Source organism: Citrobacter sp. Cpo147 (assembly GCF_030332405.1).
GTDB classification, from domain to species: domain Bacteria; phylum Pseudomonadota; class Gammaproteobacteria; order Enterobacterales; family Enterobacteriaceae; genus Citrobacter; species Citrobacter portucalensis.
Window position 1 is genome coordinate 1401359 of sequence record NZ_JAOWHX010000030.1, and the last position, 19157, is coordinate 1420515.

Consider the following 19157-nt stretch of genomic DNA (forward strand, 5'->3'; position numbering starts at 1 on the left):
CGCCACGGTGATTGCCAGCGCGGTGCTGGCAGGCATCATAGAGACCATTGTCAGGCAAGAGAGCAATATCATGATTCATGTTGTGCTGGTGGATGACCATGTGGTGGTGCGTTCCGGCTTTGCGCAATTACTCAGTCTCGAAGACGATCTTAACGTTACCGGTCAGTACAGCAGCGCAGCGGAGGCCTGGTCTGCACTTCTGCATGATGACGTCAGCGTCGCGGTAATGGATATCGCCATGCCGGATGAAAATGGTCTGAGCCTGTTAAAACGACTGCGGGCGCAAAAGCCCGGTTTTCGCGCCATCATTCTCAGCATTTATGACTCGCCCACGTTTGTGCAAAGCGCGCTGGACGCTGGTGCCAGCGGTTACCTGACCAAACGCTGCGGCCCGGAAGAACTGGTGCAGGCAGTACGTTCGGTAGGTATGGGCGGGCATTACCTGTGCGCCGATGCTTTACGGGCACTACGCGGCGGCGAGCAGCCCGCGCAGGTCCTGGAAGTTCTGACCCCGCGCGAGCGTGAAGTTTTTGATCTGTTGGTCAAAGGCGACAGCGTAAAAGAGATCGCCTTCAAGCTCGACCTCAGCCACAAGACGGTGCACGTTCATCGGGCGAACGTGCTGGGCAAACTGCAATGCCACAGCACCATCGATCTGGTGCATTTTGCCCTCGACCACCAGCTATTAACGGGGCATTAATGTCGCGTAACCTTCGGCATTGGGTTATTTCTCTGTTTATTCTGCTGGCCTGGGGATCGGGCTGGCTGATGCTGTGGACGCTGGGGTTTTACCTGACCCACAACGGCCAGCAGGCGGCGCTATTTCTGCCGCACGGCGTCTATCTCGCGCTGTTAATTCTGCTTTCTCGCCGTTACTGGCCCGCACTGGTGCTGCCCCCCCTGCTAATGTTGTTCTGGCTGCACAGCGAGCAATTACTGAATGGCTATATCCTGCTGGCTGCGCCGTTAATTAGCCTGATTCCGGCGAGCATCGGCCAGTCATACTGGCACCGATTCCCCCTTTACTGGCAGCGCTTAACCCTGCTGCTGGCCGCCGTGACGATCACTTCATTGCTCAATACCGCCCTGCTTTCACCGTTTATTCAAAGCCCGGCGACGTTAATAGGTCTGGCGTCGTTTACCGGCGGCGTGCTGCTGACGCCGTTTGTCTATCTGATCTATGAATTTTTGCGCCAGCAGCACCGCTATCATCTGCTCGGGCTGGATACCACCAATCCCCCGCTGCGCACTTCGCTTATCATCTGGTGCAGCCTGTTTTTTATTATTGGCATCGGCACTCAGATGGTGCTGTCGCCGGAGATCGAGCGCCTGTTGCTGATCGTGGTGTTCTTACCTAACGTGGTGATGGCGTGGAAATTTGGCTGGCAGGGCGGCGTGTTATCCGGATTGCTCGGCAGTATGATGATCACCATCGCCCGGCAAATCGGCGTCGGGTTCAGTAACTTACTGGAGCTGGAAATTTTTCTCGCCACCCAGGCGCTACTGGGTATAGGGCTGGGGATCGCCATCAGCCGCCAGCAGCATCTGGCGCAAAATTTGCACCATTATCGCCAGCGTCTGGAAACCGAACTGGCGGCGCGTCGCGCCCTGACCGAACAGCTGATCCGCACCGAAGAAAATACGCGCAAAAGCCTGGCGCGGGAGCTGCATGACGAAATTGGGCAGAATATCACCGCCATTCAAATTCAGTCGCAACTGGTCAAACGCGCGCCAGGCCCTGAGCAAACGCTCGAAGCGGCAAATCAGATCAACAACCTGGCCCGGCGTATTCACCATTCGACCCGCCAGCTACTTCGTCAGCTGCGCCCACCCGCGCTCGATGAACTGTCTTTTAAAGATGCACTACATCATCTGGTGAATGAATTTGCTTTTGCTGAGCGGGGTATTCGCTGCCGCTTTGATTATCAGCTAGAGAATACGCCAGAAAACGAAACGGTGCGCTTCACGCTGTATCGCCTGTTGCAGGAGTTACTCAATAACGTATGCAAACATGCCGATGCCAGCGATGTGTCGATTACGCTGCGACAGCGGGAACATTGCTTGTTTCTGGACGTCGCTGACAACGGCGTTGGTATTCTGCCAGAAAAAATCCCCGGTTTCGGTATCCAGGGGATGCGTGAACGGGTGAGCGCCCTTGGCGGTGAACTGACGCTCGAATCAAACAACGGCACGCGGGTAATTGTTAACCTGCCCACAAATTTGCAACAAACCAGCCGCTAACCAGGAAAAAGTCTTAGTCACTGCGGACTTTCTCTCATCCCCTTTTGCTTTCACTTTCCTATAGTCAGCACAAACGGAGACTGCCATGCATACACGCTCAGCCAGCGAAACAGACCAACAATACCGGGCGCTACGCCCCCGGCTGCTGATGTGTATGGTAATTGGTTACGCCGCGTTTTATCTGACGCGCAAAAGCGTTAACTACGTCCTCCCGGCGCTGCAAACGGATCTGGGTCTGGATAAAGGCGATATCGGCCTGCTTGGGTCACTGTTTTATCTGACCTATGGTTTGTCGAAATTTACCGCTGGGCTGTGGCACGACAGCCACGGACAGCGCGCATTTATGGGAATTGGCCTGTTTGCTACCGGCGTTTTAAACGTGCTGTTCGCCTTTGGGGAATCGCTGACGCTGCTGCTGGTGGTCTGGACGCTGAACGGATTTTTTCAGGGCTGGGGCTGGCCGCCCTGTGCCCGACTACTGACCCACTGGTACTCGCGCAACGAACGTGGCTTCTGGTGGGGCTGCTGGAATATGTCGATCAATATCGGTGGCGCCATTATCCCGCTGATTAGCGCTTTTGCCGCCCATTGGTGGGGCTGGCAGGCAGCCATGCTGGCACCGGGGATAATCAGCATGGCATTGGGAATCTGGCTCACCCTGCAATTGAAAGGCACGCCCCAGGAAGAAGGATTACCCACGGTTGGGGAATGGCGGCATGACCCGCTGGAGCTACGCCAGGAGCAGCAAAGCCCGCCGATGGGGCTGTGGCAAATGTTGCGCACCACCATGCTGAAAAACCCGATGATCTGGTTGCTCGGCGTGTCGTATGTATTGGTCTACTTGATCCGCATTGCGCTCAACGACTGGGGCAATATCTGGCTGACGGAAAGCCACGGCGTGAATCTGCTCAGCGCCAATGCCACGGTGATGCTGTTTGAAGTTGGCGGCTTGCTGGGGGCGCTGTTTGCCGGATGGGGATCGGATCTGCTGTTCAGCGGTCAACGTGCGCCGATGATTTTGCTGTTCACGCTGGGGCTGATGGTTTCCGTCGCCGCACTGTGGCTGGCACCAGTGCACCACTACGCGTTACTGGCAGTGTGTTTCTTTACCGTGGGCTTTTTTGTGTTTGGCCCACAGATGCTAATTGGCCTCGCAGCCGTTGAATGCGGACACAAAGCGGCGGCAGGTTCAATTACCGGTTTTCTCGGGCTTTTCGCCTATCTGGGGGCCGCGCTGGCGGGTTGGCCGCTGTCGTTGGTCATAGAACATTACGGCTGGTCGGGAATGTTCAGTTTGCTCTCGGTTGCCGCTGTCTTTATGGGTTTATTGCTGATGCCGTTGCTCATTGCGGGCATTACCCCTTCTCTCAGTCAAAGGATAAAACAATGAAACTGACGCTTACCTCTACCCTGATTGCTTCCGCTCTGACGCTGGCGGCCTTCAGCAACGCAGCCCAGGCGCAGGGCCGCCTGGTGGTGTATTGCAGTGCCACCAACGAGATGTGCGAAACCGAAACCAAAGCCTTCGGTGAAAAATATGATGTGAAAACCTCATTCATTCGCAACGGCTCGGGCAGTACGCTGGCGAAAGTGGATGCAGAGAAGAAAAACCCGCAGGCGGATGTGTGGTACGGCGGTACGCTGGATCCACAATCTCAGGCCGGTGAAATGGGTCTGCTACAGCCGTATAAATCACCAAACCTCGAACAGATCATGGAGAAATTCCGCGATCCCGCAAAGGTCAAAGGTAACCTCTCTTCGGCGGTTTACGTCGGTATTCTGGGCTTTGGCGTTAATACCCAGCGCCTGAAAGAGAAAAACCTGCCGGTGCCAAAATGCTGGAAGGATCTGACCAAACCGGAATACAAGGGCGAAATCCAGATTGCTGACCCGCAAAGCTCCGGTACCGCCTACACCGCGCTGGCGACCTTTGCTCAACTGTGGGGCGAAGATCAGGCCTTTGATTACCTGAAACAGCTCAACGCCAACGTCTCTCAATACACCAAATCCGGCATTGCCCCGGCGCGTAACGCTGCCCGCGGTGAAACGGCTATCGGCATCGGCTTCCTGCACGACTACTCGCTGGAAAAAGAACAGGGCGCACCGCTGGAACTGATTTCTCCATGCGAAGGCACCGGTTATGAAATCGGCGGCGTCAGCATCCTGAAAGGTGCGCGCAACGTCGACAATGCCAAACTGTTCGTTGACTGGGTGCTGTCAAAAGACGCGCAGGAGCTGGCGTGGAAGAAAGGCAAATCCTATCAGATCCTGACCAACACCACCGCCGAGACCTCCCCTAACTCGCTGAAGCTCGACGACCTGAAGCTTATCAATTACGACATGGATAAGTACGGCTCGACTGACGTACGTAAGGCGTTGATCAATAAGTGGGTTAGCGAAGTTAAGATGGGTAAATAAGCCCACGTTGCGTTCATTTGCCGGGTGCGGCGTAAACGCCTTACCCGGCCTACATTACCGGAAACGCTATGTCACACACACTTGCACTCCATCCCGTAAAAAAACGGGATGCGATATTTCTTTGGGTTTTGCTCGGCTGGCTGGCGTTTGCCCTACTGCCGAGCTGGAGCCTGGACTACGGTCTGCTGGAGTCAACGCGGGAAGAAATACTCGCCGCCTACGGCTGGTCGCAGTTCAATATCAGTTGGCTGTGGTATCTGCTGCCAAGTCTGCTGCTGGTGCGCCCATTCCATGAAGCCAGGCGCGAACAGCGCAGCCGCCATTATCTTGACGCGGGTTGGGCATTTTTCTGTATGGCCTTTATTGTCGCCAGCGCCACCCTTGAGGGTCGCGGCTTAGGCTATGCCACCATCGTGCTGTTTGTGGCGCTTGGCGCAATCATGACCCTGGCGCTCACCCGCCTCGAATGGCTGGGCGGTGACCGTTTCGTCATCGGCTCGCTTACCGCGATTGTCGCGCTGATCGGTATTTTTATCGTCTGGCCAAGCATCGCCATTTTCATTCCGATGTTCACCAACGACGCCGGGGAATTTGCCCCGCTGGCATTTATGAATGTGCTGTCGCAGGCGCATATCATTCAGGTGATCCTCAACTCGATTATGCTGTCGATTGCCGTCGGCGTCGGCTGTACCTTCTTTGGTCTGGTACTGGCTATCTACACCACCCGTATCGCCAGACGCAGCGCCATAATCGGACGTATCTTCTCGATTCTGCCGATCGTCACTCCGCCGTTTGTCGTCGGTTTAGGCGTCACGCTGATGATGGGACGCTCCGGTTACATCACCGAGTTTATGGTCGAATGGTTTGGTTTAACCAACACCAACTGGCTGTATGGCTTTACCGGCATCTGGCTGGCGCAGGTTCTGGCCTTTACGCCGATGGCGTTTATGATCCTCGACGGAGCAATCAAAACCATTCATCCGTCGCTGGAAGAAGCGTCATACACCCTGCGTGCCAGCCGCTGGCAGACCTTTAACGGCGTGTTTGTCCCGCTGCTGAAACCCGCACTGGCGAACGCTTTTTTAATCGTAGTGGTGCAGTCACTGGCCGACTTTAGTAACCCGCTGGTGCTCGGCGGTAACTTCGACGTGCTGGCAACGCAAATCTACTTCTACATCACCGGTTCGCAGCTCGACTACCAGGCCGCCAGTACGTTGGGAGCCTTCCTGCTGCTGTTCTCGCTGCTGGTATTCTGCGTGCAGTATATGTGGATTGGTAAACGCTCATACGTCACCGTTTCCGGCAAATCCTACCGGGGCGACGTACAGCCGTTGCCTGTGACGCTGGTATGGAGCGTGGTCGCACTGCTGGCAGTGTGGATTGCCTTTAACGCCCTGCTCTACGGCAGCATTTTCTACGGCAGTTTCACCGTCAACTGGGGCGTGGACTACACCCTGACGCTGGCGAACTTTACCAAACTGTTCGGTCAGGGGATGAGCGACGGCGCGTGGCCTTCACTGCTCGACACCCTGCTCTACGCCGGGATTGCCGCGCCGATCACCGCGATCTTCGGCCTGCTGATCGCATGGATCGTGGTGCGCCAGCAGTTTAAAGGCAAGAAGACCATCGAGTTCACCACCATGCTGTGCTTTGCCGTTCCGGGCACCGTCGCGGGCGTGTCGTACATTCTGGCCTTTAACAGCGCTCCGGTGTACCTCACCGGCACCGCAGCCATCGTCATTATCTCAATGGTGATGCGTAACGTCCCGGTCGGTATCCGCGCAGGCATCGCGGGCTTAGGCCAAATCGATAAATCGCTCGATGAAGCCTCGCTCAGCCTGCGCGCCGGTTCGCTGCGGACCATTACGCATATCCTGCTGCCGCTGCTGCGCCCGGCGATCCTTTCGGCGCTGATTTACAGCTTTGTGCGCGCCATTACCACCGTCAGCGCCATTGTGTTCCTCGTCACGCCGGATACCCGCGTAGCGACGGCCTACATCCTGAACCGCGTGGAAGATGGCGAATACGGTGTAGCGATTGCCTACGGTTCCATTCTGATCGTGGTGATGCTGGCGATTATTTTCATCTTTGACTGGCTGATCGGCGAATCACGTACCTCCCGTTCAAAAGCCAAAAACCAGGCGTAATGGAGCGCACTATGACTCAGAAAAATTTCGTTGAACTGCGCAACGTCACCAAACGATTTGGCAGTAATACGGTAATCGACAATATCAACCTCACCATCCCGCAGGGGCAAATGGTAACCCTGCTCGGCCCGTCCGGCTGCGGCAAAACCACTATTTTGCGCCTGGTTGCCGGGCTGGAAAAACCGAGCGAAGGGCAAATTTTCATTGATGGCGAAGACGTCACCCATCGCTCTATTCAGCAGCGCGATATCTGCATGGTGTTTCAGTCCTATGCCCTGTTCCCGCATATGTCGCTGGGAGAGAACGTCGGTTATGGCCTGAAAATGCTCGGCGTACCGCGCGCAGAGCTGAAAGCCCGCGTCAAAGAGGCGCTGGCGATGGTGGATCTGGAAGGATTCGAAAACCGCTTTGTCGATCAGATCTCCGGCGGTCAGCAGCAGCGCGTAGCGCTGGCCCGCGCGCTGATCCTCAAGCCGAAAGTGCTGCTGTTTGATGAGCCGTTGAGTAACCTCGACGCCAACCTGCGTCGCAGTATGCGCGACAAGATCCGCGAGCTGCAAAAGCAGTTTGATATCACCTCGCTGTACGTCACCCACGATCAGAGCGAAGCCTTTGCGGTTTCTGATACCGTGCTGGTGATGAACAAGGGACACATCATGCAGATCGGCTCACCGCAGGATCTTTACCGCCAGCCCGCCTCCCGCTTTATGGCGAGCTTTATGGGCGATGCCAACCTGTTCCCGGCTACCTTCAGCGACAGATACGTTGATATCTACGGCTATCATCTGCCGCGCCCGCTGCACTTTGGTACACAGGGCGAAGGGATGGTCGGTGTGCGCCCGGAAGCGATCACGCTCAGCGATCGCGGCGAGGAGAGCCAGCGCTGCGTGATCCGCCACGTCGCCTATATGGGGCCGCAGTATGAAGTGACGGTGGAATGGCACGGGCAGGAGATTTTATTGCAGGTCAACGCTACGCGCCTGCAACCGGACGTCGGCGAACAGTATTATCTCGAAATCCATCCGTACGGCATGTTTGTTCTGGCGGATGCGGCATAACGTTTTGTGGCTTTGTAAGCCGGATAAGGCCCTTGTGCCGCCATCCGGCAATGCCTGATGCGCTGCGCTTATCAGGCCTACAATGAACGAAGTAGGCCCGATAAACTCTCAGCTTCGCGCTTTTAGCGCGGCGATATCCGCAGGCGTGGTGCGACAGCACCCGCCAATTAACCGGGCGCCAGCGGCCTGCCACTGCGGCAGATAATCCGCCAGTTGCGCGCAATGCTCACCGTGATGATGCCAGGTTTTGCTCACCGCATCGTACTGCTCGCCCGAGTTCGGATACACCACCAGCGGCAGCGCCGTTAAACCGTGTAAATGCTGCAACGCAGCGGTGGTGTTTTCCAGCGCAATGCAGTTAATGCCTAGCGCCACCACCTGCGGATAACCCGCCAGCAACGCAACCACGTCACGCAGCGGCGTACCGTCGCTCAGGTGCTCGCTGTCGCACAGGGTAAATGAGAACCACGCCCGCGCACGCGGATATGCGGTCAACAGCTCAGCCAACGCCTCAATCTCGGCAAAATTCGGCAGGGTTTCGCAGGCCAGCAGATCGGCCCCAGCATCCAGCAAGGCTTCCATGCGCGGGCGATGAAACGCCTGGAACGCCTCAACGCTACAATGATAATCGCCACGGTATTCAGAGCCATCCGCCAGATACGCGCCGTAAGGCCCAACGGATCCCGCCACCAGCAGCGTTCCTGCCTGCGGGTTCTCTGCCAGATACGCTTCACGGGCTTTACGCGCCAGCTCCACGCTTTTGCCAATCAGCGCTTTCGACTGCGCTTCATCCAGACCTCGCGCGGCGAAGCCCGCCGGCGTCGCCTGATAGCTGGCAGTGATCGCGCATTGCGCCCCCGCCCGGTAGTAATCAAGATGCACTTCGCGGATAAGCTCCGGGTTTTCTACCAGCACTTTGGCTGACCACAGGCTGTCGGCTAAGTTACACCCTCGCGCTTCCAGCTCCGTCGCCATCGCGCCATCCAGCAGCAGGATATCCTGTTTATCAAGGAGAGCGCGTAACGGATTATTCTGCGACATGTTCTGGCTCCTGTTTTGCGTTTCGGGGTTGAGTAAGGAAATAAGCACCATAGCACAACGCAACAAACGGTAACCCGCACCACAACGCAATTCTCTGCGCTGGATCGAATGCCAGCCCTACACAGGCCACCAGGCACAGCACAAAACCTAATACCGGCACCAGCGGATACCACGGCGCGCGATAATGTAATTCACTCAATGCCTTACCTTGTTGCAGATGACGGCGACGAAAAACAAAATGCGAGGCGCAGATACTCAGCCACACCGCCACCACCGCAAACCCGGAGATTGCCGACAGCGCAACAAATACCGTGTCCGGGGCCACCACGCTGGAAAACAGCGCCAGCACACCACCGAGCATACTGACCGACAGCGCCGTCAGCGGAACGCCGTTTTTCGTTACTCGCGCAAAACAGGCCGGTAGCGTACGTTCATTCGACAGCGACCACAGCATGCGCCCGGAAGCATACAAACCGGAGTTAGCTGCAGAAAGAATAGCTGTCAGGATCACGAAGTTAAAAATATCAGCGGCGTACGGGATCCCTACTTTCTCAAATACCAGCACAAACGGGCTTTTCTCCACGCCCGCCTGCTGCATCGGGATCAGCGCCGCCAGCACAAACACGGTGCCAATGAAGAAAATAATCAGCCGCGCAATGGTGGTACGAATCGCCACGGGGATAACCTTGCGCGGGTTTTCCGTTTCACCGGCGGCAATGCCGATAAGCTCGGTCCCCGAAAAAGCAAAGTTCACTGCCACCATAGTCATCAGGATCGGTAAGCCACCGTGCGGGAACCAGCCTTCCGCCGTGATATTACTCAGCCCCGGCGCGGGCGAGCCATCCTGCATCGGAATAAAGCCGAAAATCGCCGCCCCACCGAGGATGATAAAGGCGATGATAGTGACCACCTTGACCAGGGAGAACCAGAACTCCCCTTCGGCAAAAAAGCGTGTGGAGATAACATTCAGACCAAAAATAATCGCGCAGAACACCACGCACCAGACCCATACCGGCACCTGTGGAAACCAGTACTGCATACAGAATCCAGCGGCGGTAAAGCTCGAACCCAGCGCCACGGTCCAGGTCAGCCAGTAGAGCCAGGCCACGGTATACCCGGTAGCCGGACCAAGATAGCGCGCGGCATAAACGTGAAACGCCCCGGTCTCCGGAATCGCGACCGACAGCTCGCCCAGACACTGCATGACCAGCCAGACCACCAGCGCGCCAATCAGATAGGCCAGTAGCGTTCCCGCCGCTCCGGTGGTGGAAATGATGTACCCGGTATTGAAGAATAACCCTGTGCCAATCACGCCACCCAAGGAAAGCATAATCAGGTGACGCGTTTTCATTGTGCGCTTCAGTGGCGCATTTTGTTGTGTTGTTTGCATATAACCTTCTAAACGTATGGACATCTAAACATCCAAAGAAGGTTTGTTATACCGTGTTTGTTACCAGAATGCAAAGTCAACCCTGCACCAGACGCAGATGACCGCGCCGGGCGCTTAATAGCGGGTGGGGATTAATAATCAGATACAAAAAGGGCCGCCAGCTCATAACGCCTCCGTTGCCATGTTTTATCTAAACTTTGGCAACACAGTTGACTGACGGCGTTCACCCGGAAGTGGGAATCAAATCTCCCCACTCCCACAACCGGATGAGTGCTTAAGCACCGCTGACCGGGAACGGCATCTGCGATTTGCGGCTCATCAGAATAAATACCGCCAGGCCTGCCAGCAAAATGCCCGGCGCAGAAGCCGCCATCACCCCTACCGTTCCGGTACCGAGCGCTAACATTTTCCCTGCCAGCAGCGGGCCGCTCATCGCCCCCAGACGCCCGACTGCGACGGCGGTTCCCACGCCTGTGGCGCGGATCTGCGTGCTGTAAAACAGCGGCGCCAGCGCATACAACACGCTTTGCCCGCCGGTGGCGAACATCCCCGCCACAAATCCCGCCATTAGCATGCCGCTCAATGACGACACCGTACCCAGCGCCAGCAGTGAAGCCAACATCCCAGTGTAGATCAGCAGCGACATCACCACCGGGCGCAGTTTATCCATTAACGCCCCGAGAATTAACATGCCGCTGGCCGCGCCAATTTGCAGAGCAAACATTACGCCTGCCGCCTGCGATGGCCGAAAGCCCTGCTCCACCAGCAGCATTGGCAGCCAGTTGATCAGCATATACACCACCAGCAGGGTGAAGAAATAGCACAACCACAGCAGCAGCGTGGCACTCGCCGTCGCTGGCGAAAACAGGGCCCGCAGCGGTGCGACGGCCACTTGCGTTTGTTGGGTATAAACCTGTGATTCCGGCAGCCAGCGCATCAACAGCGGCACCAGCAGCAGCGGGATCACCCCGCCTACCCAAAACACCGTTTGCCAGGCGGAGGCCAGACCGCTAAACCCGAGCGCTGCCGCCAGCGCCGCACCAATCGGCACACCACAGTACATCAGACTCACCGCCGTACCGCGAAAACGCGGGCCCGCCGCCTCGGAGGTCAGCGCGATCAGGTTCGGCAACGCCGCGCCCAGCCCGACACCGGTCATCAGACGGGCAAACACCAGCGATGAGAAATCCCAGGAAATCGCCGTCACCAGCGAGAACAGGCCGAACAGCGCCACAGAGGCAATGAGAATGCGCTTGCGGCCATAGCGGTCAGCCAGCATGCCACCCACCAACGCGCCGGGCAGTAGCCCGAGAATGCCTGCGCTGAAGATCCAGCCCATCTGCATTTTATCCAGCGCAAACGCGTGGGCGATACCGACGGCAGCGATACCGGCGGCCTGTAAATCCAGCCCTTCCATCAGGGCAACTAAAAAGCAAAGCCCAACGGTCAACGTCAGGCGGTAAGATGCGGAGGTACGGGTCGTCATAAGATGTCCCTCTGAGGTCACGATGCAGGTGAATCGCGGCTGATACGTTGCCAGCCGCGTAATCATTTTTTATTTGCGGTTGCGCAGGTCCAGCGCCACGTCGACGATCATATCTTCCTGGCCGCCCACCATCCGACGTTTGCCCAGTTCCACCAGAATATCTACTGCGCTCAGGCCATAGCGTGCTGCCGCCACTTCGCAATGACGCAGGAAGCTGGAGTACACCCCGGCATAGCCCAGCGCCAGCGTTTCACGATCCACCCGCACCGGGCGGTCTTGTAGTGGACGCACTAAATCGTCGGCGGCGTCCATCAGTGCGTAGAGATCGGTTCCATGCTGCCAGCCGAGTTTTTCCGCAGCGGCGATAAACACTTCCAATGGCGCGTTGCCCGCGCCTGCGCCCATCCCGGCCAGGCTAGCGTCGATACGGTCACACCCCTCTTCTACCGCGGCAATGGAGTTCGCCACGCCAAGACTCAGGTTGTGATGCGCATGCATTCCGGTTTCCGTCTCCGGCTTCAGCACCGCTTTCAGTGCGCGGAAGCGGGCGCGAATATCGCTCATGTTCATTGCGCCGCCGGAATCGACCACATAAATACAGGTCGCACCGTAGTTCTCCATCAGCTTCGCCTGCTGTGCCAGGTTCTCCGGTGTGGTCATATGGCTCATCATCAGAAAGCCGACGGTATCCATGCCAAGCTCACGCGCATACTGAATATGCTGGGCCGACACGTCTGCTTCAGTGCAGTGGGTCGCCACGCGCACTACCCGTGCGCCGGCCTGATATGCATTTTTCAGGTCATGAATAGTGCCGATACCCGGCAGCAACAGCGTGGCAATTTTGGCATGCTTCACCACGTCCGCCGCCGCTTCAATCCACTCCAGATCGCTGTGCGCACCAAAGCCGTAGTTAAAGCTGGAACCTTGTAAACCGTCGCCGTGGGCCACTTCAATAGAATCAACCCGTGCGTCGTCCAGCGCTTTGGCTATCTGGCGCACATTCTCCAGCGAATATTGATGACGAATAGCGTGCATACCGTCGCGCAGGGTCACGTCAGAGATATAGAGTTTTTTACTGTTCATGCTGCTTCTCCTGCCTGACGAGCGAGGGACTGCGCCATCTTCTCAGCGGTCGCCAGCGCGCTGGAGGTCATAATGTCGAGGTTGCCCGCGTAGGCTGGTAAATAGTGCGCCGCGCCTTCCACTTCCAGATACACCGCAGTTTTCAGCCCAGAGAACTGGCCGATACCCGGCAGATTCACCGGTTTATCCTCCGGGATGACTTCAAACTGGACACGCTGTTTCAGGCGATAGCCCGGCACGTAGGCCTGCACCGCCGCCGCCATCTCATTAATAGACGCTTCAACTTCAACCTCAGAGGCCGCTTCGCTCAGCACATACACCGTGTCACGCATCATCAGCGGCGGCTCGGCCGGGTTAAGGACAATAATGGCTTTGCCTTTTGCCGCGCCGCCGACCACTTCAATCGCCTTCGAGGTAGTTTCGGTAAACTCGTCGATATTGGCACGGGTACCCGGTCCTGCCGATTTACTGGCGATCGAGGCGATAATTTCGGCGTAATGGACTTTTGCCACGCGAGAAACTGCCGCTACCATTGGGATGGTTGCCTGTCCGCCGCAGGTCACCATATTGACGTTCTGCTGATCAACGTTGGCTGCCAGATTCACCACCGGCACGCAGTAAGGACCGATTGCCGCGGGCGTCAGATCGATCAGGCGGATGCCTGGTTTAACGGCACGTAGCGCGGCATCGTTCTTCACATGCGCGCCTGCGCTGGTGGCGTCAAACACGATGTCGATATCGGCGAATTCCGGCATGGCGATAAGCCCTGTCACCCCTTCATGGGTGGTGGCAACGCCCATGCGTCGGGCACGCGCCAGGCCATCAGATTCTGGATCGATACCGACCATCACCGCCATTTCCAGATGCACGCCGTGACGCAGAATTTTTATCATCAAATCGGTACCGATGTTGCCGGAGCCGATAATGGCGACTTTACGCTTACTCATGACTGACTTCCTTTTGTAACCGCCGCTGAAAAGGTGGCGGCGACTGAACCAATACCGTCGATATGGGCTTCGAAACGATCGCCCGCATTCACCGCCACCATCGGGCCTAATGCTCCGGTGAGAATAATGTCTCCGGCACGCAGCGGCTCGCCGAGGCTGGCCATTTTGCGCGCCAGCCAAACGGCAGCGTTGATCGGATGTCCCAGGCATTCGCTGCCGCGTCCGCTGGAGACCTCTTCGTTGTTGCGCGTCATTTTCATCGCGCAGTTTTTCAGATCTAATCCTGCCGGACGCTGCGCCGGACCGCCGACCACATACACGCCACAGGAGGCGTTATCCGCCACGGTATCAACAAATTTGATCGACCAGTCGCGGATACGGCTGCCGACCACTTCCAGCGCGGGAAGTACCCACTCGATGGCGTTGTAAAGCTCGTCAAAAGTGGTGTCGGTATTGGGCAGATCGCGGTTCAGCACCAGCGCAATTTCAGCTTCAATACGCGGTTGCAACACACGGGAAAACGGGATGGTTTCGTTATCGCCATAACACATATCAGCAAACAGCGTACCGAAGTCCGGTTGATCGACACCCAGCTGTTGCTGCACTTTCGGGTGCGTCAGCCCCACTTTGCGCCCCACCACGCGACGCCCGCGCGCCACGTCGTACTGCACGTTGATGCGCTGAATGGCGTAGGCCGCTTCGGCGTTATCCACACCAATTAATTCACGCAGCGGGGCGATGGCTTCCCCTTTTTCTTCAGCCTGACGTAAATCGGCGGCTAGCTGCTCAAGATTACGATTCGTCATGTCCGTTCCTTAAGGGCGTGTGAGGAAATTCAGCACCAGCTGGTTAAAGGCATCCGCATGCTCCCACTGCGCCCAGTGTCCGCAGTCGCGGTAGATATGCAGCTCAGAACCGGCAATTCCGGAGAGCAGGCGCAGACCGGCATCCATCGGTACGAAGCGGTCATTGCGTCCCCAGACAATCAGGGTCTGGGCTTTGATTTCACCCAGACGCGGGCTGAAATCCGGGAACTGTTTCGGGTTGGCCTCCAGACTCTGGACAAAGTTTTCCAGGTGATCGCGGCGCGACAGCATGTTGTTCAAACGCGCTTCGAACAGCGCCTCGGTCAGGTCGCTGGTGTCGAAGACAAAGATCTCCATCATCAGCTTCAGGTTCTCGATGGTCGGCTCACGATACAGCTGATTCAGGCGCTTGATACCTTCGGTCGGCATCGGAGTAAACAGGCTCATGCCGCCCGTTCCGCCGCCCATTAATACCAGTTTGCCCACGCGCTCCGGCCAGCTCAGGGTAAACGCCACAGCACTGTGGCCGCCCATCGAGTTACCCAGCAGGTGGACTGTTTGAATATCCAACTGATCGACCACGCTTTTCAGGATTCGAGCGTTGAGATCGGATCGCGAACCGCGGTTAACGATCCCATCGCTTTTGCCCCAGCCAGGACAATCCAACAGGATCACCCGGTATCCGGCCTGTACCAGCGGATCGATATTTCGGCTGAAGTTTGCCCAGCCCGTCGCGCCAGGACCTGATCCGTGCAGCAGCACGACGGTCTCTTCGCCCTGCCCACAGTCATTGAAATGCACGCGTAGGGTTTCGCCTGCTTCCTGCACCTCCAGAAAACGACTGGTAGCGGCTTCGGTTTGCGATTGGTAAGTCATGATGTTCTCCTGCATATTTAGTTCTGCGTAGTGGCGCTCAGGGAGCCGAATCCGGCGATCCACTCCGGGATCGGGCGGTAATAACGGCCTTCGCTGCGCCAGTTGCCAAAGGCAGAAATGGCGGCAAAGGCGGCAACCCAGGTTTTAACTTCGTGCGTTGATTTGCCCGCCATCGCGGACAACTCTTCGTTACTGACCGCGTCCAGCTCCTGCAAACGCCCCTGCTCAAGCAGCGTCATAAAACGGTTATCCCAGACGGGGTTAAGCGGGTGCAGCGTGTTTTGATCGACCACAAACTTCTCGGCGGCGCTGATCACCCGCTGCTGGCGCAGCTCACGCTCGTGTTCAGGCAACTGTTTGCCGCTACCGAGCAGGCGGTCGCGCATATGGGCATCAGCCTTCGCCAGCTCCGGTACCGGCGGCTGGTGCGATAGCCCGCCGGAGCCTAAAAACAGCACGCGCTTATTCAGCGAGCTGGCGAAACGGCCAATCGCTTCACCGAGCATGCGGGTACGCTGAAAGCCCGGCAGCGGCGTGGCGACGCCGTTAATAAACACTGGCAGCACCGGCACCTTATCCAGGCCGCCGAGCAAAAACTCCAGAGGCTGCGCGAAGCCATGATCGACCTGCATGTTGTAGGACACGGCGAGATCGATACCGCTTTTCATTACCGCGTGGGCGCAGGCTTCAGCCAGATCTGTCGGAACCGGCAATTCCCCCGCCGCGCTACCAAAATCGCCGATCGCCGTAGCGCCAACGCCTAAACAGAACGGCGGCATCACGTCGTAGAAAAATCCGTTGTAGTGATCGGGGGCAAACAGCACGACCAGTTCAGGTTCGAACGCCGCAATACGTGCCCGAGCGCTGGCGATCACGCCGTTAACCTCGTCGAGCACAGCCTGTGCCGGGTCGACATAGCCCACCAGCGGCGAATGGGAAAGACAGTGAAGATAAGCGTGCATATCAGGCAACCTTTTCAACAGGAATGTCGGCAGTAGCGCGAGTGAGCGTCATCACCGACGCCAGTTTATTCAGGGTGCTGCCCAGGGTTTGCGGAATGGCGATGGCGGCCACGAAGCGGTCCGGGCGCATGACTACCAGCGCGGCGTTGTGCTGGGCAAACCACGCGCGCAGGCGGTTTTGTGTATCGCCAATGCGGGTAACGCCATCGTGGTTATCCTGATCGGTATGTATCTGCGTCTCCGGCGCGACCTGGATAAAACACGTCCCCAGCGCCTGCCACTGTTGGATCTGCGCCTCGCTCATGCCCCATAGCGGGTTACAGCCCCAGCCAATCACCGCGAAATTCGGTCCGATGACGTTGTCGAGCAACGTCACTTCGCCCGATTCCAGCGTCACCTTCGGCTGGATAAACATCTTGCCGACCGGTGAAGTTTTCGCGTTGCCTTCACGCACCAGCGCCCCGGCGTGGTACTGCGGCATCGGCTTAAAGCGCATTTCAAGGAAGTAGCGTTTGACCGGCGGAATATAGTTCAGCAGCCAGGAAACCCCATCGCGCACCGCACCATGCCAGCGTTTGGGCGGTGCAAGTACGTTGCCTGCGGTCACAGAGAGGTCGATCATCGCTTTGGCGTGGTCGCGACGTTCCTGCTGGTAGGTATTCAATAGCGCATCGCCGGCTTTACCGTTAATCACCAGCGCCAGTTTCCATGCCAGGTTGAAAGCATCGCGCATGCCGCTGTTGTATCCCTGACCCTGCCAGACCGGCATAATGTGCGCCGCATCGCCCGCCAGCAGCACGCGGTCAATACGAAAACGTTCGGCCAGACGAGCATTATGGGTATACACGCGCTGGCGGATCAGCTCGACGTTGTCCGGGTTCGGCAGCACTTTGCTCAGTAACTGGCGCATATTCTGCGGCTCGCTAAGCTGCGCTTCAGTTTCCCCCGGCATCACCATAAATTCGAAACGGCGCACCGCGTGCGGCAGTGCGGCGGAGACGTACGGGCGCACCGGATCGCAGCACAGATACACATGCGGCGTGCTGAGCGGATCGTTGGCGATATCCACCACAATCCACTGATTCGGCGCGGTTTTACCTTCAAACGGCACGTTCAGCGAGCGTCTGACGTTGCTGCCACCGCCGTCACAGGCCACCAGCCACTGGGCCTTCACCGTTTCACGTTGATCGTCCGGCGCTTTCAGATTTAGCGTCACTTCGCCGTTTCGCTGGCTGAAGGCCTCCAGTTCGCGGGAGAACAGGCAGCGCACGTTGGGAAAACGCGACAACCCTTCCAGCATCACCGCGTCCACCTGTGGCTGAATAAACGCATTGCGGCGCGACCAGCCAAATTCGTCGGTCATCGGCTGGATATCAGCAAAGCAGCGGCCTTTCGGGGTGAGAAAACGCATTGCGTGCCACGGCGTGGTGTGCGGCAAAACGCGCTCGACCAGCCCCACAGACTGCATAGTGCGCAGCGCTTCATCGTCAATGCCGATGGCGCGAGGATAGTCGATCAGCGTGTCGAGCTTCTCCACTACCAACACCTCAATGCCCATCTGCCCAAGATAGTTGGCTATCATCAGCCCTACCGGACCAGCACCGGCAATCGCCACCTGCGCGGTATGCTGCACAGCGGGTTGGATATCCGGGTTTATTGTTGTCATTTCAGAACCTCACGACTCGGACAAAACGCAATTGCGGACCCTGGTGAGGCGCAATCTGTTTTGTTAAAAATATGTGAATAATTTTTTGTTGTGCGGTCAGTATAGAAGCGAGTTTTTGCGCTACAATCAAAACATGCCAGGATGTGCACTAAGTGCACCACGTTGTTTTACCTGTAGATTTGTCAATGAATATGAAAAATGACGAGAGCACTGAGTACAAAACCGTACGCGGATTAACGCGCGGATTAATGTTATTAAATATGTTAAACCGGCTCGATGGTGGGGCCAGTGTTGGCTTACTTGCTGAGTTAAGCGGCCTGCATCGCACCACGGTCAGACGGCTGCTGGAAACCCTGCAGGATGAGGGTTACGTCCGGCGCAGCCTGTCCGATGACAGCTTTCGCTTAACCATTAAAGTCCGCCAGCTCAGCGAGGGGTTTCGTGACGAGCAGTGGATTTCTGCACTCGCCGCCCCGCTGCTGGGGGATTTGCTGCGCGAGGTCATCTGGCCGACCGACGTTTCCACGCTGGATGTGGACGCGATGGTGGTACGTGAAACCACCCACCGCTTCAGCCGCCTGTCTTTTCACCGGGCGATGGTCGGGCGTCGTTTGCCATTGCTGAAAACCGCATCCGGCCTGACCTGGCTGGCATTTTGCCCGGAGAATGAACGGCAGGAACTGATTGAAATGCTGGCCTCCCGACCGGGAGAAGAGTTCCAGCTTGCGCGCGAACCGCTGAAGCTCAATGCCATTTTGACCCGCGCGCGAAAAGACGGTTTTGGCCAGAACTTTCGCGGTTGGGATCAGGAAGAGAAAATCGCTTCTATCGCCGTCCCCATCCGCAGCGAACAGCGGGTGATCGGCTGCCTGAATTTGGTGTATATGGCCAGCGCCATGACCATCGAACAAGCCGCGGAAAAGCATCTTCCGGCCTTACAAAAGGTGGCGAAACAGATAGAGGACGGCGTCGAATCGCAGGAGATTTTGGTTGCCGGGAGGTGAGATGGATCACAGTTATGCGGATTATCTGATTG

General features: G+C 57.2%; 16 protein-coding genes. 7 read left to right on the forward strand and 9 right to left on the reverse strand.

Annotated features, from left to right (window positions below; genetic code table 11):
* Positions 1 to 70 precede the first annotated feature (70 nt).
* The 6 genes from OGY06_RS09280 to fbpC all read left to right on the forward strand — a co-directional run bounded on the left by OGY06_RS09280 (position 71) and on the right by fbpC (position 7864).
* Entirely contained in the window at positions 71 to 700 is a 630-nt protein-coding gene (locus OGY06_RS09280) for a response regulator transcription factor (protein WP_003830935.1), read from the forward strand.
* Complete coding sequence (locus OGY06_RS09285) at positions 700 to 2241, forward strand: MASE1 domain-containing sensor histidine kinase (RefSeq protein WP_286605133.1); 1542 nt, start codon at positions 700 to 702, stop codon at positions 2239 to 2241. The genes OGY06_RS09280 and OGY06_RS09285 overlap by 1 nt, the downstream gene beginning before the upstream one ends.
* A gap of 85 nt (positions 2242 to 2326) precedes the next feature.
* Entirely contained in the window at positions 2327 to 3631 is a 1305-nt protein-coding gene (gene uhpC / locus OGY06_RS09290) for an MFS transporter family glucose-6-phosphate receptor UhpC (protein WP_003830933.1), read from the forward strand.
* The gene (locus tag OGY06_RS09295) at positions 3628 to 4659 is read left to right on the forward strand and encodes an ABC transporter substrate-binding protein (protein WP_003830932.1); all 1032 of its coding nucleotides are present in this window, start codon (positions 3628 to 3630) and stop codon (positions 4657 to 4659) included. Before uhpC ends, OGY06_RS09295 begins: the two co-directional genes overlap by 4 nt.
* 68 nt (positions 4660 to 4727) lie before the next feature.
* Positions 4728 to 6806 (forward strand): ABC transporter permease, encoded by a 2079-nt coding sequence (locus OGY06_RS09300; RefSeq protein WP_008783887.1) that lies wholly within the window; start codon positions 4728 to 4730, stop codon positions 6804 to 6806.
* A gap of 11 nt (positions 6807 to 6817) precedes the next feature.
* Positions 6818 to 7864 (forward strand): ferric ABC transporter ATP-binding protein, encoded by a 1047-nt coding sequence (gene fbpC, locus OGY06_RS09305; RefSeq protein ID WP_240389175.1) that lies wholly within the window; start codon positions 6818 to 6820, stop codon positions 7862 to 7864.
* A 108-nt stretch (positions 7865 to 7972) separates the two neighbouring features.
* Here the strand turns inward: fbpC and mmuM are convergent, their stop codons facing one another.
* From mmuM to OGY06_RS09350, 9 genes are all read right to left on the reverse strand, one after another.
* Positions 7973 to 8905, reverse strand: a complete 933-nt coding sequence (gene mmuM, locus OGY06_RS09310; protein WP_206159838.1) for a homocysteine S-methyltransferase — start codon at positions 8903 to 8905, stop codon at positions 7973 to 7975.
* Positions 8892 to 10295 carry an S-methylmethionine permease gene (gene mmuP / locus OGY06_RS09315; RefSeq protein ID WP_086482642.1) on the reverse strand — a complete coding sequence of 468 codons (1404 nt, stop codon included), beginning with the start codon at positions 10293 to 10295 and terminating at the stop codon, positions 8892 to 8894. Before mmuP ends, mmuM begins: the two co-directional genes overlap by 14 nt.
* A 274-nt stretch (positions 10296 to 10569) precedes the next feature.
* A complete protein-coding gene (gene mhpT, locus OGY06_RS09320; RefSeq protein ID WP_286605139.1) occupies positions 10570 to 11781 on the reverse strand; it encodes a 3-(3-hydroxy-phenyl)propionate transporter MhpT in 1212 nt (403 codons plus the stop codon).
* Positions 11782 to 11850: 69 nt separating this feature from the next.
* On the reverse strand, positions 11851 to 12864 hold the full coding sequence (gene mhpE, locus OGY06_RS09325; protein WP_063941282.1) for a 4-hydroxy-2-oxovalerate aldolase: 1014 nt from the start codon (positions 12862 to 12864) through the stop codon (positions 11851 to 11853).
* Positions 12861 to 13811: an acetaldehyde dehydrogenase gene (gene mhpF, locus OGY06_RS09330; RefSeq protein ID WP_003830924.1), complete on the reverse strand. Its 951-nt coding sequence runs from the start codon at positions 13809 to 13811 to the stop codon at positions 12861 to 12863. Before mhpF ends, mhpE begins: the two co-directional genes overlap by 4 nt.
* Entirely contained in the window at positions 13808 to 14617 is an 810-nt protein-coding gene (gene mhpD / locus OGY06_RS09335; protein ID WP_000184938.1) for a 2-keto-4-pentenoate hydratase, read from the reverse strand. Before mhpD ends, mhpF begins: the two co-directional genes overlap by 4 nt.
* A gap of 9 nt (positions 14618 to 14626) precedes the next feature.
* A complete protein-coding gene (gene mhpC, locus OGY06_RS09340; protein WP_126955948.1) occupies positions 14627 to 15493 on the reverse strand; it encodes a 2-hydroxy-6-oxonona-2,4-dienedioate hydrolase in 867 nt (288 codons plus the stop codon).
* A gap of 17 nt (positions 15494 to 15510) precedes the next feature.
* Positions 15511 to 16455 carry a 2,3-dihydroxyphenylpropionate/2,3-dihydroxicinnamic acid 1,2-dioxygenase gene (gene mhpB / locus OGY06_RS09345; protein WP_149334971.1) on the reverse strand — a complete coding sequence of 315 codons (945 nt, stop codon included), beginning with the start codon at positions 16453 to 16455 and terminating at the stop codon, positions 15511 to 15513.
* Position 16456: 1 nt separating this feature from the next.
* Positions 16457 to 18121, reverse strand: a complete 1665-nt coding sequence (locus OGY06_RS09350) for a bifunctional 3-(3-hydroxy-phenyl)propionate/3-hydroxycinnamic acid hydroxylase (RefSeq protein WP_286605142.1) — start codon at positions 18119 to 18121, stop codon at positions 16457 to 16459.
* A 191-nt stretch (positions 18122 to 18312) separates the two neighbouring features.
* Here OGY06_RS09350 and OGY06_RS09355 point away from each other — a divergent pair, with 191 nt between their 5' ends.
* Complete coding sequence (locus OGY06_RS09355) at positions 18313 to 19125, forward strand: DNA-binding transcriptional regulator (protein WP_003838640.1); 813 nt, start codon at positions 18313 to 18315, stop codon at positions 19123 to 19125.
* The last annotated feature ends 32 nt before the right edge of the window (positions 19126 to 19157 follow it).

Coding starts and splice junctions, on each gene's coding strand:
- OGY06_RS09300 (WP_008783887.1), top strand. CDS start 4,728: ATGTCACACACACTTGCACTCCATCCCGTAAAAAAACGGGATGCGATA.
- OGY06_RS09350 (WP_286605142.1), bottom strand. CDS start 18,121: ATGACAACAATAAACCCGGATATCCAACCCGCTGTGCAGCATACCGCG.
- uhpC (WP_003830933.1), top strand. CDS start 2,327: ATGCATACACGCTCAGCCAGCGAAACAGACCAACAATACCGGGCGCTA.
- OGY06_RS09285 (WP_286605133.1), top strand. CDS start 700: ATGTCGCGTAACCTTCGGCATTGGGTTATTTCTCTGTTTATTCTGCTG.
- fbpC (WP_240389175.1), top strand. CDS start 6,818: ATGACTCAGAAAAATTTCGTTGAACTGCGCAACGTCACCAAACGATTT.
- mhpB (WP_149334971.1), bottom strand. CDS start 16,455: ATGCACGCTTATCTTCACTGTCTTTCCCATTCGCCGCTGGTGGGCTAT.
- OGY06_RS09355 (WP_003838640.1), top strand. CDS start 18,313: ATGAAAAATGACGAGAGCACTGAGTACAAAACCGTACGCGGATTAACG.
- mmuP (WP_086482642.1), bottom strand. CDS start 10,295: ATGCAAACAACACAACAAAATGCGCCACTGAAGCGCACAATGAAAACG.
- mhpC (WP_126955948.1), bottom strand. CDS start 15,493: ATGACTTACCAATCGCAAACCGAAGCCGCTACCAGTCGTTTTCTGGAG.
- OGY06_RS09280 (WP_003830935.1), top strand. CDS start 71: ATGATTCATGTTGTGCTGGTGGATGACCATGTGGTGGTGCGTTCCGGC.
- mmuM (WP_206159838.1), bottom strand. CDS start 8,905: ATGTCGCAGAATAATCCGTTACGCGCTCTCCTTGATAAACAGGATATC.
- OGY06_RS09295 (WP_003830932.1), top strand. CDS start 3,628: ATGAAACTGACGCTTACCTCTACCCTGATTGCTTCCGCTCTGACGCTG.
- mhpE (WP_063941282.1), bottom strand. CDS start 12,864: ATGAACAGTAAAAAACTCTATATCTCTGACGTGACCCTGCGCGACGGT.
- mhpD (WP_000184938.1), bottom strand. CDS start 14,617: ATGACGAATCGTAATCTTGAGCAGCTAGCCGCCGATTTACGTCAGGCT.
- mhpT (WP_286605139.1), bottom strand. CDS start 11,781: ATGACGACCCGTACCTCCGCATCTTACCGCCTGACGTTGACCGTTGGG.
- mhpF (WP_003830924.1), bottom strand. CDS start 13,811: ATGAGTAAGCGTAAAGTCGCCATTATCGGCTCCGGCAACATCGGTACC.